The 26,603-nt window shown below is 34.6% G+C and carries 21 protein-coding genes and 1 other RNA gene; 9 read left to right on the plus strand and 13 right to left on the minus strand.

Annotation, left to right across the window (positions count from 1 at the left end; all coding sequences use genetic code 11):
- Positions 1 to 217: 217 nt before the first annotated feature.
- Both RHAB15C_RS02180 and RHAB15C_RS02185 read right to left on the minus strand, forming a co-directional pair.
- Positions 218 to 1,420, minus strand: coding sequence for an SH3 domain-containing protein (locus RHAB15C_RS02180; RefSeq protein ID WP_194844892.1), 1,203 nt, complete (start codon positions 1,418 to 1,420; stop codon positions 218 to 220).
- Between the two features lie 128 nt (positions 1,421 to 1,548).
- Positions 1,549 to 2,328, minus strand: coding sequence for a hypothetical protein (locus tag RHAB15C_RS02185; RefSeq protein WP_194844893.1), 780 nt, complete (start codon positions 2,326 to 2,328; stop codon positions 1,549 to 1,551).
- Between the two features lie 204 nt (positions 2,329 to 2,532).
- Between RHAB15C_RS02185 and RHAB15C_RS02190 the strand changes: the two genes are divergently transcribed.
- A complete protein-coding gene (locus RHAB15C_RS02190) occupies positions 2,533 to 3,843 on the plus strand; it encodes a PhoH family protein (RefSeq protein WP_194844894.1) in 1,311 nt (436 codons plus the stop codon).
- Positions 3,844 to 3,849: 6 nt separating this feature from the next.
- Entirely contained in the window at positions 3,850 to 5,430 is a 1,581-nt protein-coding gene (locus tag RHAB15C_RS02195) for an FAD-dependent monooxygenase (protein WP_194844895.1), read from the plus strand.
- A gap of 135 nt (positions 5,431 to 5,565) precedes the next feature.
- Here RHAB15C_RS02195 and RHAB15C_RS07415 read toward each other — a convergent pair whose 3' ends face one another.
- Positions 5,566 to 5,808: a DUF4143 domain-containing protein gene (locus tag RHAB15C_RS07415; protein ID WP_198424167.1), complete on the minus strand. Its 243-nt coding sequence runs from the start codon at positions 5,806 to 5,808 to the stop codon at positions 5,566 to 5,568.
- Positions 5,809 to 6,374: 566 nt separating this feature from the next.
- Here RHAB15C_RS07415 and RHAB15C_RS02205 point away from each other — a divergent pair.
- A complete protein-coding gene (locus tag RHAB15C_RS02205; protein ID WP_194844896.1) occupies positions 6,375 to 7,136 on the plus strand; it encodes a class I SAM-dependent methyltransferase in 762 nt (253 codons plus the stop codon).
- Between the two features lie 140 nt (positions 7,137 to 7,276).
- Here RHAB15C_RS02205 and ssrA read toward each other — a convergent pair.
- Together ssrA and RHAB15C_RS02215 are read right to left on the minus strand one after the other, a co-directional pair.
- Positions 7,277 to 7,657: a transfer-messenger RNA gene (gene ssrA / locus RHAB15C_RS02210) on the minus strand.
- A 107-nt stretch (positions 7,658 to 7,764) separates the two neighbouring features.
- Positions 7,765 to 8,820: a tetratricopeptide repeat protein gene (locus tag RHAB15C_RS02215; RefSeq protein WP_194844897.1), complete on the minus strand. Its 1,056-nt coding sequence runs from the start codon at positions 8,818 to 8,820 to the stop codon at positions 7,765 to 7,767.
- A 230-nt stretch (positions 8,821 to 9,050) separates the two neighbouring features.
- Between RHAB15C_RS02215 and ileS the strand changes: the two genes are divergently transcribed.
- Complete coding sequence (ileS, locus tag RHAB15C_RS02220) at positions 9,051 to 12,152, plus strand: isoleucine--tRNA ligase (RefSeq protein WP_194844898.1); 3,102 nt, start codon at positions 9,051 to 9,053, stop codon at positions 12,150 to 12,152.
- Positions 12,153 to 12,212: 60 nt separating this feature from the next.
- Here ileS and RHAB15C_RS02225 read toward each other — a convergent pair whose 3' ends face one another.
- The 5 genes from RHAB15C_RS02225 to RHAB15C_RS07310 all read right to left on the minus strand — a co-directional run bounded on the left by RHAB15C_RS02225 (position 12,213) and on the right by RHAB15C_RS07310 (position 18,132).
- Positions 12,213 to 13,388: a DEAD/DEAH box helicase gene (locus RHAB15C_RS02225; RefSeq protein WP_194844899.1), complete on the minus strand. Its 1,176-nt coding sequence runs from the start codon at positions 13,386 to 13,388 to the stop codon at positions 12,213 to 12,215.
- Positions 13,389 to 13,560: 172 nt separating this feature from the next.
- Entirely contained in the window at positions 13,561 to 15,372 is a 1,812-nt protein-coding gene (lepB, locus tag RHAB15C_RS02230; RefSeq protein ID WP_194844900.1) for a signal peptidase I, read from the minus strand.
- A gap of 78 nt (positions 15,373 to 15,450) precedes the next feature.
- Positions 15,451 to 16,059 carry a hypothetical protein gene (locus RHAB15C_RS02235; RefSeq protein ID WP_194844901.1) on the minus strand — a complete coding sequence of 203 codons (609 nt, stop codon included), beginning with the start codon at positions 16,057 to 16,059 and terminating at the stop codon, positions 15,451 to 15,453.
- A gap of 281 nt (positions 16,060 to 16,340) precedes the next feature.
- Positions 16,341 to 17,405, minus strand: a complete 1,065-nt coding sequence (locus RHAB15C_RS02240) for a hypothetical protein (RefSeq protein ID WP_194844902.1) — start codon at positions 17,403 to 17,405, stop codon at positions 16,341 to 16,343.
- 604 nt (positions 17,406 to 18,009) lie between these two features.
- A complete protein-coding gene (locus RHAB15C_RS07310; protein WP_281422366.1) occupies positions 18,010 to 18,132 on the minus strand; it encodes a hypothetical protein in 123 nt (40 codons plus the stop codon).
- A 685-nt stretch (positions 18,133 to 18,817) separates the two neighbouring features.
- On the opposite strand from RHAB15C_RS07310, the gene RHAB15C_RS02245 reads away from it, so the two are divergent.
- Positions 18,818 to 19,150, plus strand: a complete 333-nt coding sequence (locus RHAB15C_RS02245; protein WP_194844903.1) for a hypothetical protein — start codon at positions 18,818 to 18,820, stop codon at positions 19,148 to 19,150.
- Here RHAB15C_RS02245 and RHAB15C_RS02250 read toward each other — a convergent pair.
- The 3 genes from RHAB15C_RS02250 to RHAB15C_RS02260 all read right to left on the minus strand — a co-directional run bounded on the left by RHAB15C_RS02250 (position 19,137) and on the right by RHAB15C_RS02260 (position 21,560).
- Entirely contained in the window at positions 19,137 to 20,210 is a 1,074-nt protein-coding gene (locus tag RHAB15C_RS02250; protein ID WP_194844904.1) for a cation:proton antiporter, read from the minus strand. The two genes, RHAB15C_RS02245 and RHAB15C_RS02250, sit on opposite strands and share 14 nt — an antisense overlap.
- Positions 20,211 to 20,279: 69 nt before the next feature.
- A complete protein-coding gene (locus RHAB15C_RS02255; protein WP_194844905.1) occupies positions 20,280 to 21,050 on the minus strand; it encodes a nucleoside phosphorylase in 771 nt (256 codons plus the stop codon).
- A gap of 84 nt (positions 21,051 to 21,134) precedes the next feature.
- Positions 21,135 to 21,560, minus strand: coding sequence for a hypothetical protein (locus RHAB15C_RS02260; RefSeq protein WP_194844906.1), 426 nt, complete (start codon positions 21,558 to 21,560; stop codon positions 21,135 to 21,137).
- Positions 21,561 to 21,688: 128 nt separating this feature from the next.
- Here RHAB15C_RS02260 and def point away from each other — a divergent pair, with 128 nt between their 5' ends.
- The 4 genes from def to RHAB15C_RS02280 all read left to right on the plus strand — a co-directional run bounded on the left by def (position 21,689) and on the right by RHAB15C_RS02280 (position 26,514).
- Entirely contained in the window at positions 21,689 to 22,684 is a 996-nt protein-coding gene (def, locus tag RHAB15C_RS02265) for a peptide deformylase (protein ID WP_194844907.1), read from the plus strand.
- A 57-nt stretch (positions 22,685 to 22,741) separates the two neighbouring features.
- Positions 22,742 to 23,848, plus strand: a complete 1,107-nt coding sequence (locus RHAB15C_RS02270) for an AAA family ATPase (RefSeq protein ID WP_194844908.1) — start codon at positions 22,742 to 22,744, stop codon at positions 23,846 to 23,848.
- Positions 23,849 to 24,086: 238 nt separating this feature from the next.
- Positions 24,087 to 24,497 (plus strand): DNA polymerase ligase N-terminal domain-containing protein, encoded by a 411-nt coding sequence (locus RHAB15C_RS02275; RefSeq protein WP_281422367.1) that lies wholly within the window; start codon positions 24,087 to 24,089, stop codon positions 24,495 to 24,497.
- Positions 24,498 to 24,981: 484 nt separating this feature from the next.
- Positions 24,982 to 26,514, plus strand: coding sequence for a hypothetical protein (locus tag RHAB15C_RS02280; protein ID WP_194844909.1), 1,533 nt, complete (start codon positions 24,982 to 24,984; stop codon positions 26,512 to 26,514).
- Positions 26,515 to 26,603: the final 89 nt, after the last annotated feature.

A 26,603-nucleotide genomic window follows, 5' to 3' on the forward strand; every position in this document is an offset into this window, starting at 1 on the left:
AAAGTTAGAAATGCGGGACCGTGCTTTTAAAAGATGGGAAATAAATGATTTGAATATCAGCAAACCGCTGTAAATCAAAAAGGCATTCAAAAAAATTGCAAGAAGAGGTCAAATTTGTTTGGTTTCTTTATTTAAGAAAGAGCAAGGATCTGGAAAAATAATACTTTTGCAAGAAATGTAAAAAGGAGCTCACATAAGCTCCTTTTATTTCTTAAAATTACTTAACATCTAAAACAAAATAGGAGGGGAAAGCAAAATTATTATTAGGGCGTGGTGTAGCAACAAGAGAAACTCTTTTACCTACTAAATCCTGTAAATTGACAATGGTACTATATACATAGGCAACAGGAATATCTTTATCGCGTAGAATAAAATCTCCGGGTTTATTTTTAACAGCAGAGTTATAGGCTTCAACAATTCCGGAAATGACATTAGCCGTAATTTGTTGTTCTTGATAGTAGTCTTGCATATTTTTGTTGTAGTTCATGTTGGTCCAAGTTAAGAAAAGAGCTTCTTCTACATGTTCCCACATCTTCATCTTATCGGTTTGGTTAATACAAACCGTATTATCTGCATCGGCTCTACCGTCTTCTGTATCAGAAAAAGTATCTTGGGTTTGCATGGCTTCTAAGTATTGGATTCTTTTGTGCAGATATTTTTCTTGAAAATCCACTAGAGAGTCTTTGGCTTGCTCAGAAACAGCAGCAATATCTTTATATTCATGGATTAATTCATTGTAGGCGTCCACTCGTTTTGTAAAATCGATTTCATCTACATTTTTATGCAGATCTGATTTTGCAAGTAAATTAGCTGAAGCTAGTTTTTGTTCTGCTGTAGCAATACGCAGATCAAATTGTTCTTTTACTTCAGGGCCACCTATGTATTCTATATACTGCTTTGCAACATAAAATTGTACTTGTGATGGACAATCAATTTCAAACCACTTTTGATCTTTAGAAGAAATTAAGGGATTGGTTACAGCATAGCCATGATGAAAAAAACCGGCACTAGGTGCATCCACACTTGGTTCTAAGCGAATATTGACGCGATTGCCTTCTATAAAATTATCCAGTACATATTTACGGGAGACATATACTTTGAAGTCTTTTTGAGGAGAGACTACCCAAAAGTCTTCTTTTTCTCCAACAATGGATAAGAGCTCATCTGCTTGCATTTCTGCAACCACATCGCTCTCTAAACTTGGATTTAATCGTAATCTGACTTTTTTTCCTCTTACTTTACCAGTAAAAGGTTCGAATGATCCTTGCTGCGTTGAGAGGGAAATGGATGGAGTTTCAGAATTTTGAACAGCTGGTAGGGAATCATTAAATACATCTTCTTGTGCAAAACCATCTGCAAAAAGTACATGGAAGGAAAAAACGCACAAAGATGCGTAAAAAAACTTAAAAGACTTAGACATGCTACTACATTCCTCCTAATCATAATAATCTAGTTGTCATTCTAGGAAGAATTGTTTTTTCCTACCACAAATTTATCGAGTATGACAAAACATTTACAAGAAAATATATGATTTAAGCTAATGTAAGTTTAAGCAATATCTGCGCTTAACACGGCATGAATGTGTTTGCAACGCATTTCTCCACAAGTGCATCCAATAGGATTGCCAATATACACACTGTATTTTTCCTTTGCATTGAAAGGATTTGTTACAGAAAATAACTTATCACCTATCTGCTCAATATCCCAAGTTTTAAATTTTAAATCTTTATCAGACACTTCTTCTTCAGGCTCTTCTGTTTTATTTTGAGCAAAGCGACTGATTTGACAATAAGGACAATTGCAATGAGGGTGCTCAGGTTTAGTAAGCAAACCATTTAGCATAGATCCATCATCTAAAGATTTTAAAAAAGAAAAAATATGCTCTAAAATATCCTTAGAGAAAAGAGGAGACTCTGCTAATTGGGAGTTATGCTGGAGAAGCAAGTCTATTCCAGGTAGCATTCCTTTAAATGAAGCACTTAAGGTCTTTAAAAAAGCTGTGAGATTCTGAAGAGATTCAGGATTTTCAGCTAATTCAGAAGCATTAACGAGCTCCATCCCAGGAATAATTCCTAACACTCCTTTTGGCAAGGTCGTTTTCTCTTTATTAGATAAAGACTGTTCTTGTTCTAAATATTGAGAATGCATAGAAAAAATCGCTTCTAGAACACAGGGGGTCAAGTTAGGGACTTGTACACAAGTACCATTAAGAAGGGCAATACTAAGAATAGGTTTGTTCTGTTGATTATCAACGTATAAAGCAACTACATTTTTCCAGGAGGTAGATATATAAGGGGGTATATTTAGCATTTTCTGATTAATTTTCATAAATTTCTCCTTCAATTACAAAATCCATTATAAGCGATTTTCAGGTTCAGCGTCAAGAATTTAGCACTCGAAATAGTCAATTGCTGATATTGATTCATAAGGCATTGATAATAAAATACTTATAATTTAGTTTAAAAAATTAGGTTGAGTCTAGTAAAAGAGCACGCTATGCTGCACTTTAACCTGAATTAAAGGAGAAACCAAGTGGTTCGTAAAACATTTATCATAGATACCAATATTCTCTTACATGACCCTGACGCAATCATTAAATTTCATAGCAATGATGTTGTAATTCCTCTTGCTGTTCTTGAAGAGTTAGATGGTATGAAAAGATTTTCAGATGAGTTAGGAAAGAATGCTCGTCATGTTTTACGTTATATCGATGGGTTAAAAAACGCTCATCCAGGTCAACTGGCTCAAGGAGTATCTATTGAAAATGATATTATAGTAAAAGTGCAAATGGATACGAAATCTACAGATCGAGGGGTTTTCCCTTTTTCTCTGGATCGCAGTGCTCATAAAATTGTTTTTAGTGCTTTTAAATTGAAGGAGCAGGGCATTCCAGTTTCTATTATTTCTAAAGACTTTATTGTACGTGTCAAGGCAGAAGCTATAGGGATAGAATCGCAGGACTACATTAACTTACGATTTTCTTATGAAAACATCTATAAGGGATATCGAAAATTAGATATGAGTAAGAAAGATCTAGATCTATTCTATAAAGATGGAGTCTTACCGGTTGATTTACCTGATTTATACCCTAATGAATATTGCTTGATTAGCTCAAAAGAGCAGTCATTTGCTGTGTGCAAATACAACTCAAGAAAAAAACAGCTTGAGCCTCTGCTAAAGCTATCAAGAGATATTTGGGGTGTCCATCCTCTGAACGTAGAACAAAAATGTGCCTTAGACCTGCTGCTACGCAATGATATCAAATTAGTAACCCTTATGGGTCCTGCAGGGACAGGAAAAACCCTTTTAGCTTTAGCTGTAGGTTTAAAAAAAGTTTTTGATGATGGGAATCATAAAAAAATTCTCGTGAGTAGACCCATTGTGCCTTTAGGAAAGGACATTGGATATCTTCCAGGCAGCAAAGAAGAAAAACTCTATCATTGGATGCAGCCTATTTACGATAACTTAGAATTTTTATGTGAGTCAACAGGTTCAGCTAATTCAGCTGAAACACAAAAATGGATTATGGAAAGTAAAAAAATTGAAATGGAAGCGGTAACCTATATTCGTGGCCGTACGCTTCCTAATATGTATATCATCATCGATGAGGCACAAAACCTAACTCCGCATGAGGTAAAAACCATTATTTCTCGGGCAGGTCAAGGAACAAAAGTGGTTTTAACTGGAGATCCTACTCAAATAGACAACCCTTACCTAGATAAAGACTCCAATGCTTTAACGTATACGGTAGGTAAGTTCAAGGAACATCCTATTTACGGTCATATTTTCTTAGATCGCACGGAGCGCTCTGAATTAGCTGCTTTGGCTACAGAGGTTTTATAAGCTTTAATGAGCGATGTGATTGAGGTATTAGTTATAGGAGCTGGACCAACTGGAATACTAATGGCAGCAGAGGCTGTTCGACATGGTCTTTCTTGTCGAATTATCGATAAAGGTGGATCTTATGTAGATCGATCTAGAGCTATTGGTATTCAAGCTCGAACTATGGAAATTTTTGGACATTTAAACATTGCAAAGGATTTTTTAGCTCAAGGGATTCAAATACAAGCAGCCAATCCAATTAGTCATTTTCAACGCCTTGCACAGATTCCATTAAGTACATTAAGTTCTCCCTATCCCTTTGTATTAAGTCTTGAGCAGAGCAAAACCGAAGAAATTTTGGCTAAGTATGCTGCAACACTTGGTATAAGAATAGAAAAAGGAATAGAATGCATTCAGCTCATGCAAAATGCACAAGAGATAGAAGTTGTTCTGCAGCAATCAGGAAAAGAAGAAAGAGTTAAAGCCTCTTGGGTAATAGGATGTGATGGAGCTCATAGCCAAGTACGTAAGCAATTAGGGATTGCTTTTGCAGGAAAAGCCTTTGCTGATGTTTTTTCTCTTGCTGATGTACACATCCTCTGGGAATATCCTCATAGTGAAGTAAGTATTTTCTTAAATGCTAAAGGATTTTTAGCTGCAATCCCTCTTCCTGAACCCAATCGGTATCGTCTTATTTTCCAACTCTTACGTTGTCGAAATCTTTTAAAAAATCATAAAAACCTACCCTATGGGCAAGTGAATACGGATTTGGTTAAAGAACCGAATGTACAAGAAATAGAAAGTCTTCTTCAAGAATATTCAGGGCAAAAAGCCCAGCTAACAAATTCCATTTGGATAGCAAATTTTCATATCAATAGTCGTATGACAAATACTTATCAAAAAGGACGTGTTTTTTTAGCAGGGGATGCAGCTCATATTCACAGCCCTCTAGGAGCTCAAGGGATGAATACAGGTCTACAAGATGTGTTTAACCTAGCTTGGAAGTTGGCTTTAGTTCATAAAAACAAAGCTTCTTCAGAGTTATTAAAAACCTACGACTTAGAACGTCATAGGGTAGGTAAAACTATTCTAAGAACTACAGAATACGCCTCCTACATGGCAACAGCACATAATCCTATTACTATTTGGTTTCGCAATCGCATACTTTCCCTTTTGAATCGATTTTCCTCTATTCGAAGATCTCTAGCTAGGAGAATCTCTCAAATAGCTATTTGTTATCCAAAAAGTTTTATTGTTGTGGATAAAAGGCCTTTTCAAGGCCCCAAAGCTGGTTTAAGAGCTCCTAATGCTCCTATTCTACTTAATGGAAAATCCTCAGATCTTTATACAATCTGGAGCAGATCTACTGCATTTCAAATGCTTCTCTTTAATAGTCCAAAAAGTTTGCAACGCTTTAGATCTGAATTCATCAACGTAATTTTACTAACACATAGTATGGATCCTACAGGAGAAGCACATCAAATTTACGCAGCAAAAAAACCTTGTGTCTATATTATTCGTCCTGATGGGTATATTGGATACCGCAGCAAGAGAATAGATGAATCAGAAATAGAGACATTTTTTAATTCTATTTTTAAAAACAATTAAGCAAGTAGCTCAGTGTATTCAAAGATTTCAATTCCACTGAGATATTTACCTTAGCCCACTTGTGTGCAAGATCTACGGTTTTTAATTAATCTAGTCAAATGAAACCTTAAAAGAGACTTTTAAGCCTGAATAAAATTATTTCTCTGAACTTTTGATGAGTCGATGAAGTTGTCCTAAAAGATAGATCAGAATTAATCCTGATAGCAGTTCTTGTTTTTTCTCCTTCATGAATTGATGAAGTGATTTAAGGGTTCCAGTTGAACCGACCTTTACCTCTAAAGGGATTACCTGGTTTTCATGTTGGATGATATAATCAATTTCAGCTCCCTTTTTTTCTCTCTGCCAGTAATAAAGAGAAGGGGAACATATGCAGGAGATATACTACGCAGTAACTGACCCACTAATTGTTCAGCCATACCTCCAATCATGGAAATTTCAGATACCGATCTTAACTGATGTAATGAAAGTCCTAAAGATGCGCCACACAGTCCACAATCCAACATGATTACTTTTGAGAACTTTTCATTAGCTTCTGCTTAAGAGCTTATTTTAAAGGAGTTGTACTTACCTGAGAATTGACATCCTTAGAAATAATGAAGTGTATTTAGTGGATCTAGATTCAAAATGGAATAGAATGGGCAATTGGCTGGATTGGAACATTTAATACTTATAAATAAAGAGCAGGTGATCGGATCATTATTAATAAAAGCGATTATTTGATTAGAGAGAGAGCTATCTCTTAATTAATGCAGATAAGGGAAACAGTGTTGGACCCAATTTTCTTCCTGACCTAGTAAGCGGGATATCCCTCTAATAGACTAGAACTTTTTTCGATTTCATTTTGATGCCAATAGCCGAAATTTATGTTTGGCGTGCTTTACTTTTGATTAGACAAAAATTGTCTCTCTTATTTAAATTTTAACTTATATGTTAGGGGGATAAAAATGAAATTTGGAAATTTTTTAGTATGCAAGATTTTAGCAATGACTTTTTTAACATGCGCACTTGAATCTAGTGAATTATCGTTTCCCTTTTTGCAAGCATCGCATTCTGCAGATTCTAGAACCAGGCTCAATCTACTAGATACTGTGGACTACTATTCTCAAGCGTCTCAAGATAAGTTTGTTTATATGATTCTCTACGGCTTACTTAGAAAACAAGACCAAGGTTACTACCTTGAAATCGGAGCAGGAGATCCAATCAATAACAATAATTCTTATGTTTTTGAAAAAGGGTTCAACTGGAGAGGGGTAAGTATTGATATTTCTAAAGAGAATACGAAACAATGGTATGCTAAGAGAAACAATCTTTTACTTTATGAAGATGCTACAAAATCTGATTATGGCACAGTTTTGCAATCTTTCCCAAAAGCCATAGATTATCTCTCTCTAGACATTGATGGAGGTTACACCGATGTTTTAAAAAAAATACCTTTTAAAGATTATGCTTTTAAAGTGATAACCATTGAACATGACTTTTATCTCTATGGAGATACATATAGAAAGGAAGAGCGCCAAATTCTAGAATCATTTGGTTATTATTTACTCTGTTCAGATGTGTCAATTACTGGATTCTGTTTTGAAGATTGGTGGATTCATCCATCTTTTTTTTCTTCTTCTGAACTCTCTACAATCAAGTCCCTTGATCTTAAAGCAAAAGATTATACCCAGATTATACAGGCGCTTCAAGTTGCTCTTGAGAAATAGTTTTCATTTAAGGAGATTGGATTCTTTTTAAAATGGTTTGTATAAGAACTCGTTATGAAGATCTCTAACTAACTTTTTCTAGAACCTTTCCATTTAAAAAATAAAAAAGGCTTCACTTTTCTTAAGTGAAGCCTAAAAGGGAATGGAGGTGGAGAGAATCGAACTCTCGTCCTTAGCAAACTCCCTATAAATGACTACATGCTTAGCATCTTCAAATTGAATTGATCTTGAGGAAGGTGCCACACAATAAACCAATTTGCTTTCTTCTCATCTCGGGCATCTTCTTGAAGAAGCGAAAAGAAAAGCCCATACTAGGGTTAATGACAATAGTTCTAACGCTCCTAGTCAGGCATTAGGCTATCGAGTTGCAAAAAGCGGTTAAGCCTTAAGCAGCCAACAAAAGTTCCTCGTTAGAGGTTTGGTTTTTTGCATTTATAGTTATATCGGATGATTTAGGAGGCCAACCGACATCCTCCGCATGCCACTCATACTTTGTTTCCAAGTCGAAACCAGTCACCCCCAAGCTAATAATAACAGAAAAAAGCATTATTAGCGATAGGAGGATAAATTAGCAAAAGAATTTGGATTTTATTAAGAAATCATTAAGAATTTCTAATTATCTCTTCATCTATAAAGAAGTGATTTTATCACAGTCAAAGTATTGTTCTAAGTATTTTTTTTGCAGAATTTGGGTTGACTGCAATTCCTTTAAACGCTTCCAAGCGTGGGGATGAAGTTTTTCTGCAGCTTTTTCGTAATAGTTAATCGCATGTTGAAACTCTTTTTTTTCAAAATGAGTATCAGCTAACTGAGCATATATAGTTCTAAGACGAGAAAAGGCTACAGAAGAGCCAAGCTTTACGGCCTTTTCAAGATAATCAATTGTTTTTTTTATATTTTTTTCTATATCTATGCCGTAAAAATAGATAGGACTAAGTCTTAAGTAGGCTTCTATGCAACCCGAACTCCCAGCAATTTCATAATAGCTAACCGCTTCACGGATATATAGTTTTTTTAAGGAATCTTTTGTTTCTAACTTAATACAGTCTATAAAAATCTCTGCAAGATAAAAATACTTTTCTTGAGAATCTAATGCCCTGTTTTTCCAAGAATAAATTTCATCTGCTAAACCAGAGCGTAGAGATCCAGCTTTTCCAAATGAGTCAAGTGCTCTATCTAAATTTTTTTCTGTTAAGTCCCCATAGAGATAAATATATCCTAAGGCTAAGCTAGCTCTCTTAGATCCTAATTTTTCTGCTTTTTCATAATACTTAATTGCTTTTTTGCTATATTTTTTATCTTGATTTCCTTTCTGCTCGCATATTTTAGCTAAGTCTAAACAAGACTCTAGGTGATTGTTTTTAGCTGCTTTGATCAAGTATTTCATCCCTTTTTCTTGATCAACTTCGTTGTAGATTTTACCAAGGATGTACAGTCCTTTTGGGTTACAGTTCAGGTTATAATTTGTATATTTAATAAAACATTTTTCAGCTAGTTGAAGTTCATGATTGTTAAAATATTCTATTCCTTTATTTAGGAATTCCTCTGCTTTTTCCGCTTTTTTTATCTGCATTCGGTTTACGATATTTCCCAATATAGGAATATGAGACAGTTTCCCTTTTAGAAATTCTTGAGATGATACTTGGTTAATACAAAGTGTTTTATGGGATGGATCAATGGTCATAGTTATCTCTCTATAGAAGAATATGATATTTAAAAAAAATATAGTTAAGTTTAATTATTATTAAAATTAATAAGGTTAGAACATATTAATTAATATAGTTTGTTTTTAATTTATAATAAATGAATCTATTTTTTGTTATTAACTTTATTTTTTAGTTTTTAAGAGATACGAGCTAGCATTTTAAGAGATGCTTGACTTATGATTGACTCTTTTAACCCCCTTTTATTTATATGTTTGATATCAATTCACAAGAGAGTTTCCCTGAGCGAGAAGAGCGTATTTTAGCGTTCTGGCAAAGTCAGGGCATTTTTGAAAAATCTTTAGATCAAAATCGTTCAAATCCCGTTTTTTCTGTGTATGACGGTCCTCCTTTTGCAACAGGTCTTCCTCATTACGGGCATATTTTGGCTGGAACCATTAAAGATGTAATCCCTAGATATAAGACTATGCAGGGGTATTTTGTACCTCGTCGATTTGGTTGGGATTGCCATGGGTTGCCTGTGGAAAATGAGATTGAAAAGGCTAAAGAGCTATCAGGAGCTTCTTGCATTGAAACATTTGGAATTTCTCAATTCAATGAAGAGTGTCGCAGTATTGTTATGCGCTATACAAAAGAATGGGAATATACAGTGATGCGTATGGGACGCTTTGTTAGCTTTACGGATACTTGGCGAACCATGGATCTTAACTATATGGAATCTGTATGGTGGGTTTTTGCTCAACTCTATCAAAAAGGATTGGTTTACGAAGGCTACAAGGTTATGCCCTTCTCTGCTCAATTAGGCACCCCTTTATCCAATTTTGAAGCTAATCTTAATTATAAGGAAGTGGATGATCCCTCTCTTACTGTACTATTTCCTCTTGTAGATGAGCCAAATACTTCATTTGTCGTATGGACAACAACCCCGTGGACTCTGCCATCTAATCTAGCGATTATGGTTAATGAGAACTTTGAATATGTAAAAATCAGACGAGAAGGTCATGATTATATTTTAGCACATAATCGATTAGGGCATTATTTTAAAGAAGGGGAGTATGAGATCATTGCTACCTTTAAGGGTTCTTCTTTGATCTCTAAGCACTATCATCCCCTGTTCCCTTACTTTGCTAGCTATGAGGGATTTAGAGTCATTGCAGAAATTTCTATTAGCAGTGAAGAAGGAACAGGTCTTGTGCATGCAGCTCCAGCATTTGGAGAAGTGGATTTTTATGCATGCAGCAAAGAAGGCATTGAGGTGGTGTGCCCTGTTGATCATAATGGTAAATTTACTAAGTTAGTTCCTGATTATGAAGGTCTCTTTGTAAAAGATGCTGATAAGGAAATCATTCGCCGATTGAAAAAAGAGGGAAAAGTTTTACAACATACGCAGATTCGTCACCGCTATCCCTTTTGTTGGCGCTCTGATACTCCTTTAATTTATCGAGTTGTCTGCACTTGGTTTGTTGCAGTGGAAAAAATCAAAGATCGAATGATGGATGCTAATCAAAAGATTCAATGGGTTCCTCATCATCTTAAAGACGGTCGTTTTGGTAAATGGTTAGAAAATGCTAGGGATTGGGCGATTTCGAGAAATCGCTATTGGGGAACCCCTATCCCCATTTGGCGAAGTGAAGACAAAGAGGTTATTATCTTATCTAGTATAGAAGATCTGCAACAAAGAACAGGAGTTACTGTTTCAGATTTACACAGACATTACATTGACTCTCTAACATTTGTTGCTAATGGCAAGGAATTTAAACGCATACCAGAAGTATTTGATTGTTGGTTTGAATCAGGTTCTATGCCTTATGCGCAAAATCATTATCCTTTTGAAAAAAAACAAGAAACGCTAGATCGATTCCCTGCAGATTTTATCGCAGAGGGGTTAGATCAAACACGTGGTTGGTTTTATACTTTAATGGTGATTGCAACAGCGTTATTTGATGAACCAGCTTTTAATAATGTGATTGTTAATGGAATTATTTTGGCAGAAGATGGCAATAAGATGTCAAAACGCCTTAAAAACTATCCAGAACCGCAACTGGTATTTAACCATTATGGGGCTGATGCAGTGCGTTTGTATTTGCTGAGTAGTCCTGTTGTTCATGCAGAAGATTTACGTTTTTCGGAACGCGGAGTAGAGTTAGTTCTTCGTCAAATGCTCATTCCTTTTTGGAACTCAGCAGTTTTTTTATCTACCTATGCAAAGATTTATCAATGGGATCCCAAAGAAATAGAATTTTCTGCTCCTCAGATCGATATCGATCGTTGGATTTTGTCTTGTTTACAAGGATTAATTCAAGAGGTGACAGACGGGTTAGATCGTTATGAACTGCATCGAGCAGTCGATCCTTTTGTAAAATTTATTGATCAATTGACTAATTGGTATATTCGTAGAAACCGATCTAGATTTTGGGCAGAAGAAGATACAATAGATCGTAAGCTAGCCTTTGAAACGCTGTATACCGTATTGATCAATTTAGCCAAAATCGCAGCTCCGTTTATCCCTTTTTTAAGCGAGGCAATCTATCTTTATTTAAAGACCCATCAAGATCCACAATCGGTTCACCTATGCTCTTTTCCAATTTATAACCCTGCATATAGAGATCAGCTCTTAGAAAAGCAGATGTCTTATGTGCAAACCGTGGTAAGCATGGGGCATGCTCTGCGTAAGGAAAGCAAATTAAAAGTTCGTCAACCTTTGCGCTCTGCCTTTGTTGTATCTTCTGATCTTGAGATTTTAAAACAGCTTAAATCGCAAAGACAGCTGATTGCCGATGAGCTCAACGTAAAAGAAATAATCTTTAAAGAAGATGAAACAGCATTTGTTTTACTTTTAGTAAAACCCAATTTTCGTGTTTTAGGTAAAAAAGTAGGTAAACTCATGAGTGCTGTTAAGACAGCTTTAGAAAATCTTTCTCAAAAAGAGCTTAATCAATTATTGGAAGAGAATCAATATGAGTTAATACTTGGGAAGGAAACCATTCTTTTAAGTGTTGATGATATTATTATAGAACGCCGAGTAAAAGAAGGATTAGTGGCCTCTACAACAGGTCCGGTAATTGTTGCTATTGATGCGGTTTTAGATGAGGAATTATTACTAGAGGGATTAGCAAGAGAATTGGTTAATAAGATTAATACTATGCGTCGAGATTTGAGTTTTGCAGTAAGCGATCGAATTGAGATTTATCTTAATACTACAGAAAAAGTTAAGAAAGCTTTATCCATCCATCAAGATTACGTGATGGCGCAAGTATTAGGGATAAAACTGGAGTATAGTTCTCAAGAAGAGGGGAGTGGTTGGGATTTAAATGGAGAAAAAACTTTTATTGCAATAACACGCTGGAAATGATTTAAAATAAACCCTAAGACTTGAAGATATTCAAGTTTTAGGGTTTATTTTTTTACAAAATTATCTTGAACGTCTTCTTGATTGCGGACTTCTATTTCTGCTTCTACTCTGCGGTTTAGAAGAGGAGTCGCTAGGATCATCAATAAATCTTTCTACTTCTCCGAGCATTTGATAATCTCTAGAAGAAGCAAAGGAAAAAGCTTTTCCTTTGGCCCCTGCACGACCTGTTCTTCCAATACGATGGACATAATCGTCTAATGTCTTAGGTAGGTCAAAATTGATTACATGGCTGACCTCTGGTATATCAATTCCACGAGCCATTACATCTGTCGCAACTATTACTTTAATGTCCCCACTGCGGAGTTTTTTCATGGTTCTAGTCCTTTGCTGTTGATTCATGCCACCGTGTAGAGCTGCTGCTTTTAAACCACCATAGCACAGTTTATCAGCGATTTCTTCTGTCTGTCTTTGAGTAGAAGAGAAAACAATAGCTTGCTCTATATTTGGATCGGACAAAATTTCATCTAAAAGCTTATATTTTTGCTCTAAGTTATTTGTTTTACGAATGTATTGTTCAATTAAGTCATAGCTAGCAGCTTTTTTTTCGACGATGATTTCCGTTGGGTTTGTTAGTAAACTATTAGCTAGTCTTAGGACCTTCTTGTCATAAGTAGCAGAAAACATCAAAGTTTGACGAGATTTAGGTATCATAGAAGCTATATACTCAACAGGTTCAATAAAGCCCATATCGAGCATTCTATCCGCTTCATCCAAAATGAGCATTTTCAGATTAGATAGATCAATGCGTTTTTCTTCCAGACACTCAATGAGCCTGCCTGGAGTTGCAATCAGAATATCAAAATTTCTTGACAGCTTTCGGTTTTGAATATGATAAGGAATTCCTCCGCAAATAAAAACACTGGTTATGTGACGAAGATGACGACTTAGTTTAGCCGTTTCATTAACTACCTGCATAGCTAATTCACGTGTAGGAACCAAAACCAAGATCTTAGGCCCTCGAGTAGAAGATTTTTCTAATAATCGGCAAAGAGCAGGGAGAATAAAAGCTGCTGTTTTACCTGTTCCTGTTTGTGCAGAAGCTCGCAAATCTTTTCCCTTGAGAACTTCAGGGATTGCTTGTTGTTGAATATCTGAGGGAGTTGTAAACCCTAAATCTTGAATTGCTTGAAGAATTAATGGTTCTTGAATGAGATCTTCGAAATTTTTATTTGTCATTTTTTCACTTACCTTAAAGTAGCATTGCATAGGTTAATCATTTGCAACAACTAAAAAGAAGGTGCAAAAGAATAATGAATAGTTTAACAAAACTAAATAATATAAACAAGATCTCTTAAATTCTAAAAAATAATAGTATTTATAAAAAACTTACAAGAATATAAAAAAAAAATTATAAAATGGGCAGTTTGTTTTTTTTGATCCAACGATATAAACAGAAGATAATCCCTATAGCTCCACAGCTATATACAATCAAATTTGGCAGACTTATCCAAGGGTAAAGGGGTTGGTTAGGCCTTCCCCAGCGAGATCCAGGAGGCCAAAAGATCCAGCTAGGGCTTCCTTTTAAGTTATCTTCTGGAACAAAACCAAAATCACGGCTATCTGAACTCATTGCGTGATTATCACCTAAAACAAGATACATTTTTAGTGGGATAGTAAGGCCATATTTTTTAATAAACTCCACATTAAGAGCACCATTTTTCAGCAAAGGAGGACCATAATCTATAAAAGGTGTAGGAGAAGAATTCTCTTTTCTTACAAATTCTATAAGAGAAGGATCGTCGCGCGTTAAGATGGGTGCTCCCATCAGATAAAAATCTTGATTGCGAAAATACGCATAACGAGCTGGTACTAATCTTTGATCTCTCTTTTTGCTTAAGAATCGATTATCCCAATCTATTCCAAGGTTGAAAAAGAGCTGCACATTTTGTGGGCTATATGTATATAACGGATGAGAAGGAGGTAATTCTTCGATAATCCCTTGCCATAATACGCGATAAGCCTTTCCATCGTAAAATTCATAACATCCATCTGGTACATCGGCAAGAGTAGGAGCAAAGGCTTTTTTTCCCAGACTTATATTAGGGTAACGATACACTTGGTGATCTTTTACGACAAATCGTGCTGTATATAGATTTTGCATCAGCGCCTTTAGATGATTCTCTTGTAGCGCAATAATAGACGTGCTTAGTTGTATTTTGGGATATACATTTTTATACGCATCTTTTGTTAATTGCACAGATTGCAAGGAGGGATGATGTTTAATCTCTAGATATAATACTCCTTCAGGTACTTCTTTTATGTTGAACTCTTTTAGTTCTTCTTGTTTAAGTAGCCTTACCATGCCAAAGTTTTTAAAACCCCATAAGTCGCTATAATCTGTAATAAAGCCAGAAGCAGGAAGCATTTTGGCTTGGTTTTTTTGCAGATTAAATTCTGCAATAGGTTCATTCATTTGGTAGAAAATAAGAGAATTATTGTTTTTATGAGAGATCTCGACTTTGCGCTGAAAATGAATAAAAGGGATATGCTCAATTTGTTTTAATGAGGTTAATTGTAGTTCTTGGGTAATATCCTTGCCATCTTTATCGATCCCATAAATCTGTCCTCCATAAAAATATAGAGTGTCGCCTGGTTTACCAATGAGACGCTTAATGTATTGTTTTTTTCCAGGGAATAGATAAAAATACATAGTATCTACATCGTAGATATCCATGTTTTCCCCAGTAAAAATTACAATCGAATTACGTTGTATTAAATCGGGATTGAAATACAAGTGTTGTGTTTTTAGGGGAATATTGATTCCAAAATCTGCTTTAGACACAATTAAGCGATCTTTTTCTTTAAAGGTAGGACGCATAGATCCAGATGGGATTTCATAGAGCTCAAACCACATTTGACGGATTAAAAGTGCAATGATTAAAGCAATGCATACTCCAATTACCACATCTCGGAAGTAGTCAAAAGGTCCTTTTTTTAGACAAGTCAGACCAAAACCTTGAGCTTTTTTAGCTAGTCGATCGGCTAGAGATCTATCTTTTTGTAAAATCGCATTTTGCAGAGCAGTTAAAGAAGTTTCTATTTCAATACGGGTATCCACAGGTAATTTATGCTTTTTCTTTTTATAGAGATGATACGTTTGGATCAGATAACGTTTAGATTGCCTTAAAGAGTATATTTTTTTTTTAGAAAAAGACCACATTGTTATCCAGATTCTTTAAATAAAATAGAACATTATAGCAAGAGAATTTACGGGTTTTTTAGAAAGAGAGCAAGCTTTTTATCTTCTATAGAAAAAACTCCAAAATCTTTTCTTTAAAGCTTTTTTCAAAGCACTAACTCCTGGGTGCAAAGGATCCACCTCTTCTGCAAGAGACCTATGTTTATCAGCATAATCGCGATTCTTACATGCAAGGTGATAAAACCCCATACAAACCATAAACCCACGAAACTCAGAATAATGAAAGGAAAAGCGGTTTGGATAAAGCTCTAATAAATCATGTTTATGGTGAAAAATAGAAGGAATTTCTTGAATTTTCTTATATCGTAAACACTGATCTGCATAGTTGATTTTAGCACATAGATAAGAGGGATGTAGATCATAGGTAATCTTAATTAGCTCTTCTGCTTGTTTATTTTTTTTTAATCTCAGGTAAGCAAAAGCTAATAAATTAGCCACTTCTGGAACATTGAGATGATCTTTATAAAATGCTTCTAAGGCAGATAGATGTTTTTCAGGGTTTTCTTGAACTTGACTGTGAATTTTTTGAAAAAAAATCTTTTTTGAAGCATCTAGTTTAAGATTAGAGAAACTAGGTGAGAAAGTAATTCGATAAAAGCGATAAGGAAAATAGATGGAAGGAATTTCTAGTAAAGTGGAGCTTTTCATACTTATTAAGCATAAATCATTTGCGTTTTTTTAGGCACTTTTCTTGTGGGAAAAATGTTCATAACTTAAATCAATAGCCTTTGTGTGAGTATTCTATTAAGAGTGGATCAAGAGTAGAAAAAAAGAAGGGTTAATTTTTATCTTTCTAATTATGAACAGTTTAAATTCTCATTGCTCTTATTTTTTTTAGATAAACAAACAAGGGAAGATAAATGAATTTTGTTGTGGAAAGATTGTTGATAACTTGCCTAAGTTACGAACAACCAAGCAGGAAAGAAGCTTTATTCCCAAAGAAAGTTTTCTCCTGAACGAATCTGTACAAGATTTTCTGATGCTGGAATTAAAACCCACCGGTAATAAGAGCCTTTTTTTAATATTTTATGTAAAGCATCAGGAGAAATATCTATAAATACTTCTTCACCAGGTCCTAGTCTTAATTGGAAAGGAATTAAAATTGCCTCACTTAAAGAGTTTGATTCTATAGCATAGAGCTTGAGATTATGACAGTATACAGGAGCTTGAATAGAAATGGTCCACATTTTAGGACTGCGTTTCGTAGCACCAGTAATGCTTGGTAGTCGATGAGGGATTGTTCCTTTGATAGGAGAAATTAATCCTTTTCCTGAATCGATTGCGCGAATAGTCAAGGTGTAATGAGCACTTTGTATTTCAAGCCAATGAGGAAAAGGAAAAAGAGGATCTAATGAGGAGAAGTAAAAATCGATTAAGCAATCCTCAATGATCGATTGATCATGAGGCCATTGCCCTTGATAGACTTCAAAACTAGGCTTCTTAAGCGCTTTCCCAGAGCAAATCAAAGGGGGATTCCAGATCGATCTAAAATCCTGTTCTCCAGATCCAGGAGGGGGTCCAATTTTCTTTCGTGCCTCCTTACTTACTTTATACAACGGCAGTTCTAATAGCTTAGATAAAAGAAATTCAGAAGAGTCGATATATAGCCAGCTTTGTTTACTAATTGAATAGGATTCAATGAGCTTTCCTTGTTCTAGATCGATTTCAAAAAGAGACCAAGAAGTGTGTCCTGGTGCTCTTTTATCTAGCCAGTTTTGCCAGTGTGTTTTCTTTATTTCCAATTGCGTTTGAGGAATAGAAATTTCCTCTAGAATGAGTTGATTTTTTTCCTTATGACGCAGAATTAAAACGACATAGATGCCCTCTTGAGCAGTTACAATAAAGTCACCAGGAGAACCTTTTTCAAAACGGTTTTTCAAAGTGGTTCTTTGTGCAGAATAAACACTAAAAGGTAGGAAAAAAATACATAAGGCTAAATAGATCAATTTCTTCATGGTTTTAGCAATTGTACGTAAAAAGACTTTAAATCCCACTTGATATTTTTGATAGTCTTAAAAAGTCGTAACTTATTTTTGTTCTTTTACAAATTAGTGCATTTTTAATCAGTCATGTTTATAATCACTCTATAATCAATTTACTATTTTAATTAATATTAACTGTAAAGAATATTTTATTAAAAAATCATTTGGATATCTACTGTATTAATTATTGCATTATTTTCAGCAATTTTTAAATAACATCTACGGTTATCCCATCCAAAAACTTGATAAGACTTTTTTGCAAAATCCAATGTCAAGTATTTTTGACTTAGGCATTAATTTTGTTAATTGAATTAATAAGTCAACATCTATTTGCCAATCCTTCCAATAAGAAGCTGTAGGAAAGGCCTCTTCTAAAAGCTCCCAGTATAACTCATTACTCAAAAATTGTTGTTAGTCTGAGGAATTCATTTTTAAGATTATCTCTAACTTCAATTTTTAAATTAAGCAGCAAGAAACAATGAAATTATGTAACCCTTTGATAAATCATTTTTTTATGGATTGGAATAGTTTAAATTTTTTAAAAACTAAAAACGTTAAATACTTGCTTATGAGATCCTATTATAGTCTTATCAAAAGATTGTTCGGCTATTTTTTGTTAATGAGAACAAGATAACTCAGCAACTTGTGAATAATGATGAGGGGTGTATTCTATGCTATCGGATCCTTCTTTTCCTTCAGATCCTTCTGTTATATCGCTTCCATCTTTAAAACTTCCCATATTATGTCTTCTTTTTATTAAAAGGTTTATAAAGTAATTTTATATTATTCGATTAGATAGCATTTTCTAAAAATAATATCCTTTATTTATCGTTTTTAGAAAACACATAACTAACATAACTATTTATGTTCTTATACATTATTCACTTAACACATCCATATCATGATCATTGAATTTGCAGATCTTAATAAATGCACAATAATTAGAAGAACAGTATTCCCATGCAAAACGCATTATAGCTATATGTTATGATACAAGTTATTCACCTTAAATCACTAAAGGTATCTCCTCGTAATGCTTTTAATTCCTAAAGAGCCATTTGATTCGCTCGCAAAAATGATTCAAATCTATTCTGATTTTTAAAAATTCAAGCCTACAATAAAAAATAATTGATGCGAAAATGTGGTTTTTTGAGAGCGAGGAACCTTTGTTGGTGATCTCCCAAGACTAGCATTTTGCTTTATCGATAATTAAAAGCCTTACGAGAAGATGCCTTTAGTGCGTAAGGTGAGTTCATTATAGTAAATCACGGGATGAAACAGTTAAGTCCGCCCAAAGACTTCAAGGACCAGTTTGCAAATCCTCGCCAAACTCAAAAGTCTATATTTTATATCTACTGAAATTTTAAAAAATCTAGTGGTGATTTAATTTGTGTAATGAAATCCTGCAAATAAAGAGAACTCGCATGAAAAGTAATCGCGTTATAAAAATACTTTTAGGGCTTTGTTGTTTGTTCTCAAATAGTCTTTTTGCTGAAGAAGTGCCTTCTGATTGTCAAAGAGAGCTATCGCAAATCAATGAGGAGATTGTTTATTTAGAAGAGGTAAAAACTCGTTATCTTGCATTGGCTTTAATTCATGAAGAGCAAGCTATGCGTTGGCAGTTTGATCCTCATTTAAAACAAGAAGCCAGACGCTCTTTGAAGTTAGCAGATTCTGAGCGTAGAGTGATTCAAGAGATTCAAGAGCGGATTGATCATCTATGCATTCGTAGAGATCAACTTCTTAAGTCCTCTTAAGAGGTTTTTTTATGAGCCAAATCACAAGATAAATAAATGCTCCGGATAAAGCTAAATTTAGTGTGAGACTAAGGCCTGCTAGTTCTAAAGCAATAGGAGGGAGTTGGTACTGAGTAGAGATCATTAAAATTCCAGCCCCTACTTCTCCTCGAGGCCACATAGCAACGCTTAAAGCGGTTCTCTCTCTTAAACTCACTTCCTTTTTATAGCAGAACATAGGAAATAATTTGCCTAGATTAGCAAAGATTGTCAGCATAAACACATGAAAAAGGAGCATCATCCAGGAGATATGACCAAAAGATATTTTAGCTAAAGAACATCCTACCAGGAACATATAGATAAATTTAAGACTATTATCAAATTTCATAGCAAAAGGCGGGTCTATTTTCTTATGTGGGGCTTTGAGGATACATCCTAATACAAAAGCCGGTAGTAAAATTTCAAGATCTAAAACATCAACTGCTTTAAGAGATTCTACCAAACCTGTTAGAAGCACAGCATAAATGAAAATATATAGTTTGTTTGTAGGGAGAGATACTCGATGTAAATAACGATAAGCAACAATTAAAAGAAGTAGGGTAATCAGTAAAATAAAGATGATTTGAGGTTGCAGACCAATGTATATAAGCTGAAGAGGAACAATAAACAATACAGTGTCTAAATCGTCAAATATAGCTAAAATTCGAACTTTTTTAAAGACCCAAGTGCTAGCTAAACCCGCAGCCATTAACATGGCAAATAAAAGACCTGTTGAAGTAGGTGCAGCAAACCTTCCAATTAAAGCTGATTGCTGAAGTGTTAGATCCAAAAATAAGAAGAAATAAGCACTACAAAAAATCCAAGGGAAGGCTGCTGCAGTCATTGCGATAAGGTAATCTTTCCCGTAACTTTTGAGGTTTTTTTTATTTAAATCAAACTCTATGCCTACTTCGATCATAATATAGGCTAGAAGTGTTAGAGTAAAAAAATGTAAATAGCTTTGATAAGGAGCTAGATAAGCGGTTTGCGAAACGATAATACCAATTATTAACAACAAACTGTATATGAAAATCTTGTACATAGGGTGCTCATTTCTTAGGTCTGATTTCTTAAGTAAAAGATCTATGCACAAAAAGCAAGTGAATTATTGCTAAAGATCAGAAGTAGCGGCTCTCAAAGCGGTTTCAAATAGAGAATGCAAGCTATTTTCTATTTTTTTATCTTCTAAATGAGGCTCCCACTCTAGCTGGGTATGAGAATCGCTAATTACAACCATTGACCCTAGATCGATTTGATGAACATGAGCTATAGCAAATAAAGCTGCTGTTTCCATTTCAACAGCTAACACTCCTTCTTGTTGAAAATGTTGGATTTCTAATGAGGTTTGCCTATAGAAGCCATCTGTTGTCCAGGTGCTGCCAATGTGATGAGAAGTATTGGTTTGTTTTAATAAGTCGGTTAAAAGGTTGATCATACGGCGAGGTGCATGGATATATTTACTAGCTTCCATATAATGATAAGAAGTTCCTTCATCGCGAACAGCTTTTTCAAAAAGCACAATATCACCAATGCCTACTTTATCATGAAGCGTACCAGCTGTACCTATACAAATAAAACGGGTGACTCCCCAAGCAATGAGTGCTTCCATTTGATGGGCAGCAGCAGGAGCACCGGTTCCTAAATAAGCAATGGCAAGTGAAGGGAAGTCATCTAGGAAGAACACCTTTTTAAAACAGCCCTCATAACTTTTATGGTTGTATTTTTGTAAGATGGTTTCTAAAAAACGTCCATGAGAACAAAAAATAATAGTTTGAGGAGCGTTGATTGTAGGTAGCAATCCTTTTTGACGATTATATTCCAGCCATTTAGCTGGGGTGATCAAAGAAGGATGACTGTATTTTTCATGCAATTGAGGCAACATATTTTTTTAACCTTTTTAAATTATAAAAATGATAACATAAATCAAAATAAAATATGAATAAATTCACTTAATTAAAATAAATTTTTATTTTCTTCGGGTTTTTAACCATCCATAGATTAAACCTAAGATCCCTCCAAAAACCACATATCCCAATAGTAAAAGAGGCTTTATAAAGAAATATCCCTCAGAAGGGCATTCTGTTTTCATTTTAGCTATAAGCATTATGAGGTTGATTATCCATAAAAGCATTCCATATAAAGCTCCCCAAACAATGGTTCCTGTGGGCTTTTTAGAGATTTTACAAACAGCTACAGCAAATATAGCTCCTAAAATAGTTGTTAAAAATAAATAGAAAAATAAACTGCTAAAGATATGGGATAAGCCAACTAGCTCTCCAATAACCAGGATGGAATCGAAGTGAAGTAAAGCAAAGGCAAGGATTATTCCTGCAAAAATCCCACTTAAAACACCAATAATTAGATTTTTTTGAGAAAAAGTCCTAATTTGCATGAAACCTCTCTATTTATTTTGTTATCATCTTATGTAATTTACTGCAAAAAATGAGTTGTACTAAAAAAAAAAATCTGGAATAGTTTCCATTTTATAAAAAATTAATTTCTGATTTATTCAGAACCTATATGCTTAAAAAAGATAATTTAAAACTCTGCCCTTGCGATAGTGGTCTGTCTTATCAAACATGTTGTCAACTTCTTCACGACGGTGCTCTAGCAAAGAATGCCTTGATGCTTATGCGTGCACGTTATGCAGCTTATGCACTTGATTTAAGCTCTTACATTATCAAAACTACCCATCCTGCAAGCCCACAGTATTGCGATGATCATAAAGAATGGGCAAAAGAAATTTCTCATTTTTCTAAAACCTTTCTATTTAATCGATTGGAAGTGCTTTCTTTTAAAGAAAAAGAAAAGATGGCTACTGTAACTTTTGTAGCACATATGTCTCAAAATGACCAAGATGCTACATTTACAGAAAGAAGCTACTTTGAAAAAATCAAAGAGCAATGGCTGTATAAAAATGGACAGCTTTGTGAAGGGCATGTCCCTAGTTTGATGACTACAGAACCATTAAAGGTATTGCCTCTTGCCTATTATGATGACCCCATTCTCAGAAAAAAGGCTGAGCCAATTATAGCTATTACAGAAGATGTAAAAAAGCTTGTCGAAGAGATGAAAGAGACAATGGATGCGTGCAATGGAATAGGGCTTGCTGCCCCTCAAGTTCATCATTCAATTAGGCTCTTTATTATCAGAGAGCCTACCAATAAAGAGCTAGATAAAGATAAAATAAAATGGGGTGAGGTAAAGGTATTTATCAATCCCAAAATATCTTCCCCTAGTAAAAAGACATGGAAGGAATCTGAAGGATGTCTATCGATCCCAAATATTTATGCAGATGTAGAAAGAGCTCAAGGAGTAACAGTTGAGTATATGAATCTAGAAGGGAAAATCGTTACACAGCGGTTTTTTGGTTGGGAAGCTAGAGTGATTCTGCACGAAAATGATCATATTGATGGCATCTTATTTATCGACCGACTAAGTCAACAAGAAGCCGAAAAGCTTACTCCTTTTTTAGAAAACTTGAAAAAGCGCATACATAATAGCTTTATGTTATAATACGTTTTTTTATGAGTTTTCTGTAATCATATGTAATAATTTCAAAGAGAAAACACAATGGGTTTAGCTGCTTCTAGTACTTTTATTCAAACAATTCCCGTTAGAGTTGCAGGAATGGCTCTTGGTTACTGTGCCTACGAAAGATTTGCACAAATTGTAAATGCAAAATCTTCAATTATACCCACTAATTATTTATCCTATATAGGGCTTATTGCTGGTGCTTTAGTAATTACGCAGCAAGCTATTGTTATATATGCTGTGGCACTTCTTGTCTTAATTCCTTTACAGTATGTATTAGCAAAAGAGCAGCTTATAGCTAAAATCCCTTCGTTTTTGGAAGATATGCATGAGACTGTGGGTTTGGAAAATCACAATTATACTTCATTACCAAGTGCAGATTACCAGATAACTGTTTTTATTAATATGAAAGAAAAATCCAATGTGATGATCATAGGCCCTGCTGGCTCAGGCAAAACAGCTTTAATAGAAGGTATTATTCAAAGGATTTGCGCAAGTGATTCTACCTTAAATGAAAGTCTTAGGAATAAGAAATTTTATAGAGTTGATTGCTTAAATCTCATGAGTGATACAAATTATCGAGGTGATCTTGAAAAAAGAATTAAAAATATATTAGAGTTTGCTAAAAGTCAAAAAAATAGCGTAATTGTTTTTGATGAAATGCATCAACTCGCTATGACCAATAAAGGTTATGAAGGGGGCAACAATATATCTATTTTAGATCTCTTTAAAGCCTCTTTAGCAAGAGGCGGAATTTCTGTTATTGGTATGACTACTAAAAAGGAGTTTGCAACCTATTTAGAAAATGATGAAGCTCTTACACGGCGTTTTAATATAGTTGAACTAGAGCCACCTAGCCATGAATCTAGCTTAGAAATGCTAAAAGAGCGAGCAAAAGGTCTGCTAAAAGACCAACAAAATATTACTATTGCAGAGGGTGCGTATGAAGAAGTATTAACTCTTGCGCAAAAATTAGCACATCAAAAAAAATCTTCTCTCATAGATCGAGCTTATACTCTTCTACAAGCAGTTTTTACTGCTATTTCTATAGATGAAAGCCGTAGAGGCAAAAGCTGTTGTGTAGATCGAAAAGAAATAAAAAATATCCATAGAAAGCTTTTCTGCCCGCAATTTAAGTATAATTAAAATTAATCATTGTTAAAGAACAATCCTGATAGAAATTCTTCTTATGTTTTTAAAAAAAATTTGACTCTTCTTGATAACTAAAGTAGTTTAAAGAAAAGTGCTAATAGTCTTTAAAAAGAATGTTTTATGAAATGAAAGCTTCAAAAACTTTACTTTTTTAGTAGATAAATATGAGGATCTAGAGAATATCGTTAAAAAAATCCTTGATCCTTCAACAAGAAAAAAGTATATAGGTTTTTTGCGTTTTTGTGTGCAAAAACACGCTTCTCGACATTTGCATTATGACTTTCGTTTGGAATATCGAGGAGCTCTTTTAAGTTGGGCTATTCCAAAAGGCCCTTCTATGGATCCTAAAATCAAGCGCTTAGCCCTAAAGGTAGAAGATCATCCTCTCGACTATCAATACTTTGCAGGTGTGATCCCTAAGGGAAGCTATGGAGCTGGGACAGTCAAAATATGGGATCACGGTTACTATACCAGCTCTGATGCTACTGATCCTAAAAGGATAGAAAAAATCCTTAGCCAGGGATTAAAAAAAGGTCATTTTACCATTATTGTAAAAGGGAAAAAAATCAAAGGGGAATTTGTTTTTCAAAAAATCAAAACAGATAAAGACAATACATGGCTTCTTATGAAAAAAAACGGATGAGTATGCCTCTTCCTAAAATGCCTAGCTTTATTCCTCCTATGTTAGTTACATTGGTTAAGCAGAAAAAAGATAGAAAGGATTTAAGAGAGCTTCTTCTAATAGAGCAGCACTCTTAAAGAAGTATGTAAAAAAACTAGCTCTTCCCCAGGCGCGGTAATGATGAAGCTGGAGGCGTGCAAACGTTATCTCAATCCCTCTATCTCTGATTGATTTTTCCACTTTCTTCGACCAGTATTACCTTCTGAAACAGCACCTTCTAAATCATATTTATGATCCTCTGAGTCAATTGTGCCTTTATCGGCGTGCTTCCAGTCTACTCTTGCCCTTTCTGTATTCTCCAGTATATAATGTTCTGCATCAATTTTTAGTCTATTTATTGGGAAGAATCAAGAATTTTATATATTTTTTATTTAAAAATATTTTATTATTAATTTTAATATCATGTGTAATATAATTAAGTATTATTAAAATTAAGAAGATTGCTATGGTATGTAGTATAAGTTTTTTTACACCTATTCGATTCGGAGAACAAAAAACATTCAAGCAGCATTTCCAGGAAGGGATTGATGATTATTTTTATCTCGGCGGCAAATCTGTATTTGTTATCTCTAGAGAGATTATAGATGATAGCCAGGCTGTAAGGGTCATAAAAAATCAAGACCAAAGCAGAGTAAAACAAGTTATTCTTGGTGTCATTAAAGTTATCTCTTACATGACTGTGATTATTCCTTTGATCGTGCTTATAGCAAAAGCCTCCTTCCGACTTACTCATAAATTTCATATTGTATCGGAAGATGAGTATGAATCCATAGTTAGTCAAAAAAATTTTTCGATTGTAGAAAAAGCAAGCTTCTGGGAGTTCTTTCTTTTTTCTTATAACAAAGCTGTTGATGACGATAAATGGAATAGCGTCCAAGGGCTGTCATTTTTAATAGCAGAGTTTCAGGAAATCCAAAGATCTTTGTCTAATTTATTAGTTGAAATAAAAAATGAACATGCGGAGTATCCAGAAAAGAAAGAAGCGTTAAAAAACCATATTTCTAAATTAATCGATCGAACAACAAACTCTTTAAAGGAGCTTCAAGAGAAAATCCAAGACAAAACTGTTATTAAGGGCTTAGCAAATGTAGGTAATACTTGCTATATAAATTCTGCTCTTCAATCTCTTCTAGCTGTAAGAAATTTTGCACAAATCATTCCAGATAGCGCAGCCCCCGAACCGAAAGACAGCTTTGAAGCACGTACAAAGATTCTCGCTTCTTTTAAATCTTTTTTTCAAAGCTGGACAAATAAAGAAACGACAACAAATCTGGGCCATAAAGTTGGAGCTTTACGCAGAGAAATTTTTGAAGCAGGACTATTAGAAGGTGGATTTATTGACAGAGACCAAGAGAGAAATTTTCAAGATGCAGGGCAATTTTTTGAATTGATCCTTCATGTGTTAGGTGAGGGTTTCCAGTTAGAAATAACAAGAGTGCCTGTAAAAGATGATGGAGAGTCTATAGAGGCTAGCAGAAAAGTAGAAACAACTCCTCAGGGAGTCTTTTATTTACAATTGCCTGGTGCTTTGCTTCAAGATATCGTGAATGGATATCAAACAGCTCTTGATGGAGAGCTTTCTTCGGATGATAAATGGCGAGTAGAAATAGAAGGCTCTAATTCTCAAAGCGAGATATTCGTATCTCGCTATAAAGAAATGCAGAAAATTGTTGGCTCTGCATCTGAAATATTAGTTGTTAGGGTAGATAATCACGTTGTAAAACCCGAGCAGGATCAGATAATTGATTTTACTGCTTTATTCAAAAAACCTTCAGAAAATTGTAATTACAAATTGGTCGGATTTTCACAAAATCATCATCAAATTCATTGGACTTCTGTAGTTTGGAAGCAAGGCAATTGGCACTACTGCAACGATAGTGAAACAAAACCAATATCTACAGAAGATCCCCTTTTTAAGCACCCTGCAAACTACATGATTTTTCAAAAACAAGAACTAGAAAGAGATACTGGTCTTTAATTGCTATTCTATTGTGTTGCACCGTCAAAACAAAATTAGAGTGGATTATTGGACTTAAGTCAAGCTAAAACCTACTCATAGATACTTGT

The organism is Candidatus Rhabdochlamydia porcellionis (assembly GCF_015356815.2).
Classification (GTDB): domain Bacteria; phylum Chlamydiota; class Chlamydiia; order Chlamydiales; family Rhabdochlamydiaceae; genus Rhabdochlamydia; species Rhabdochlamydia porcellionis.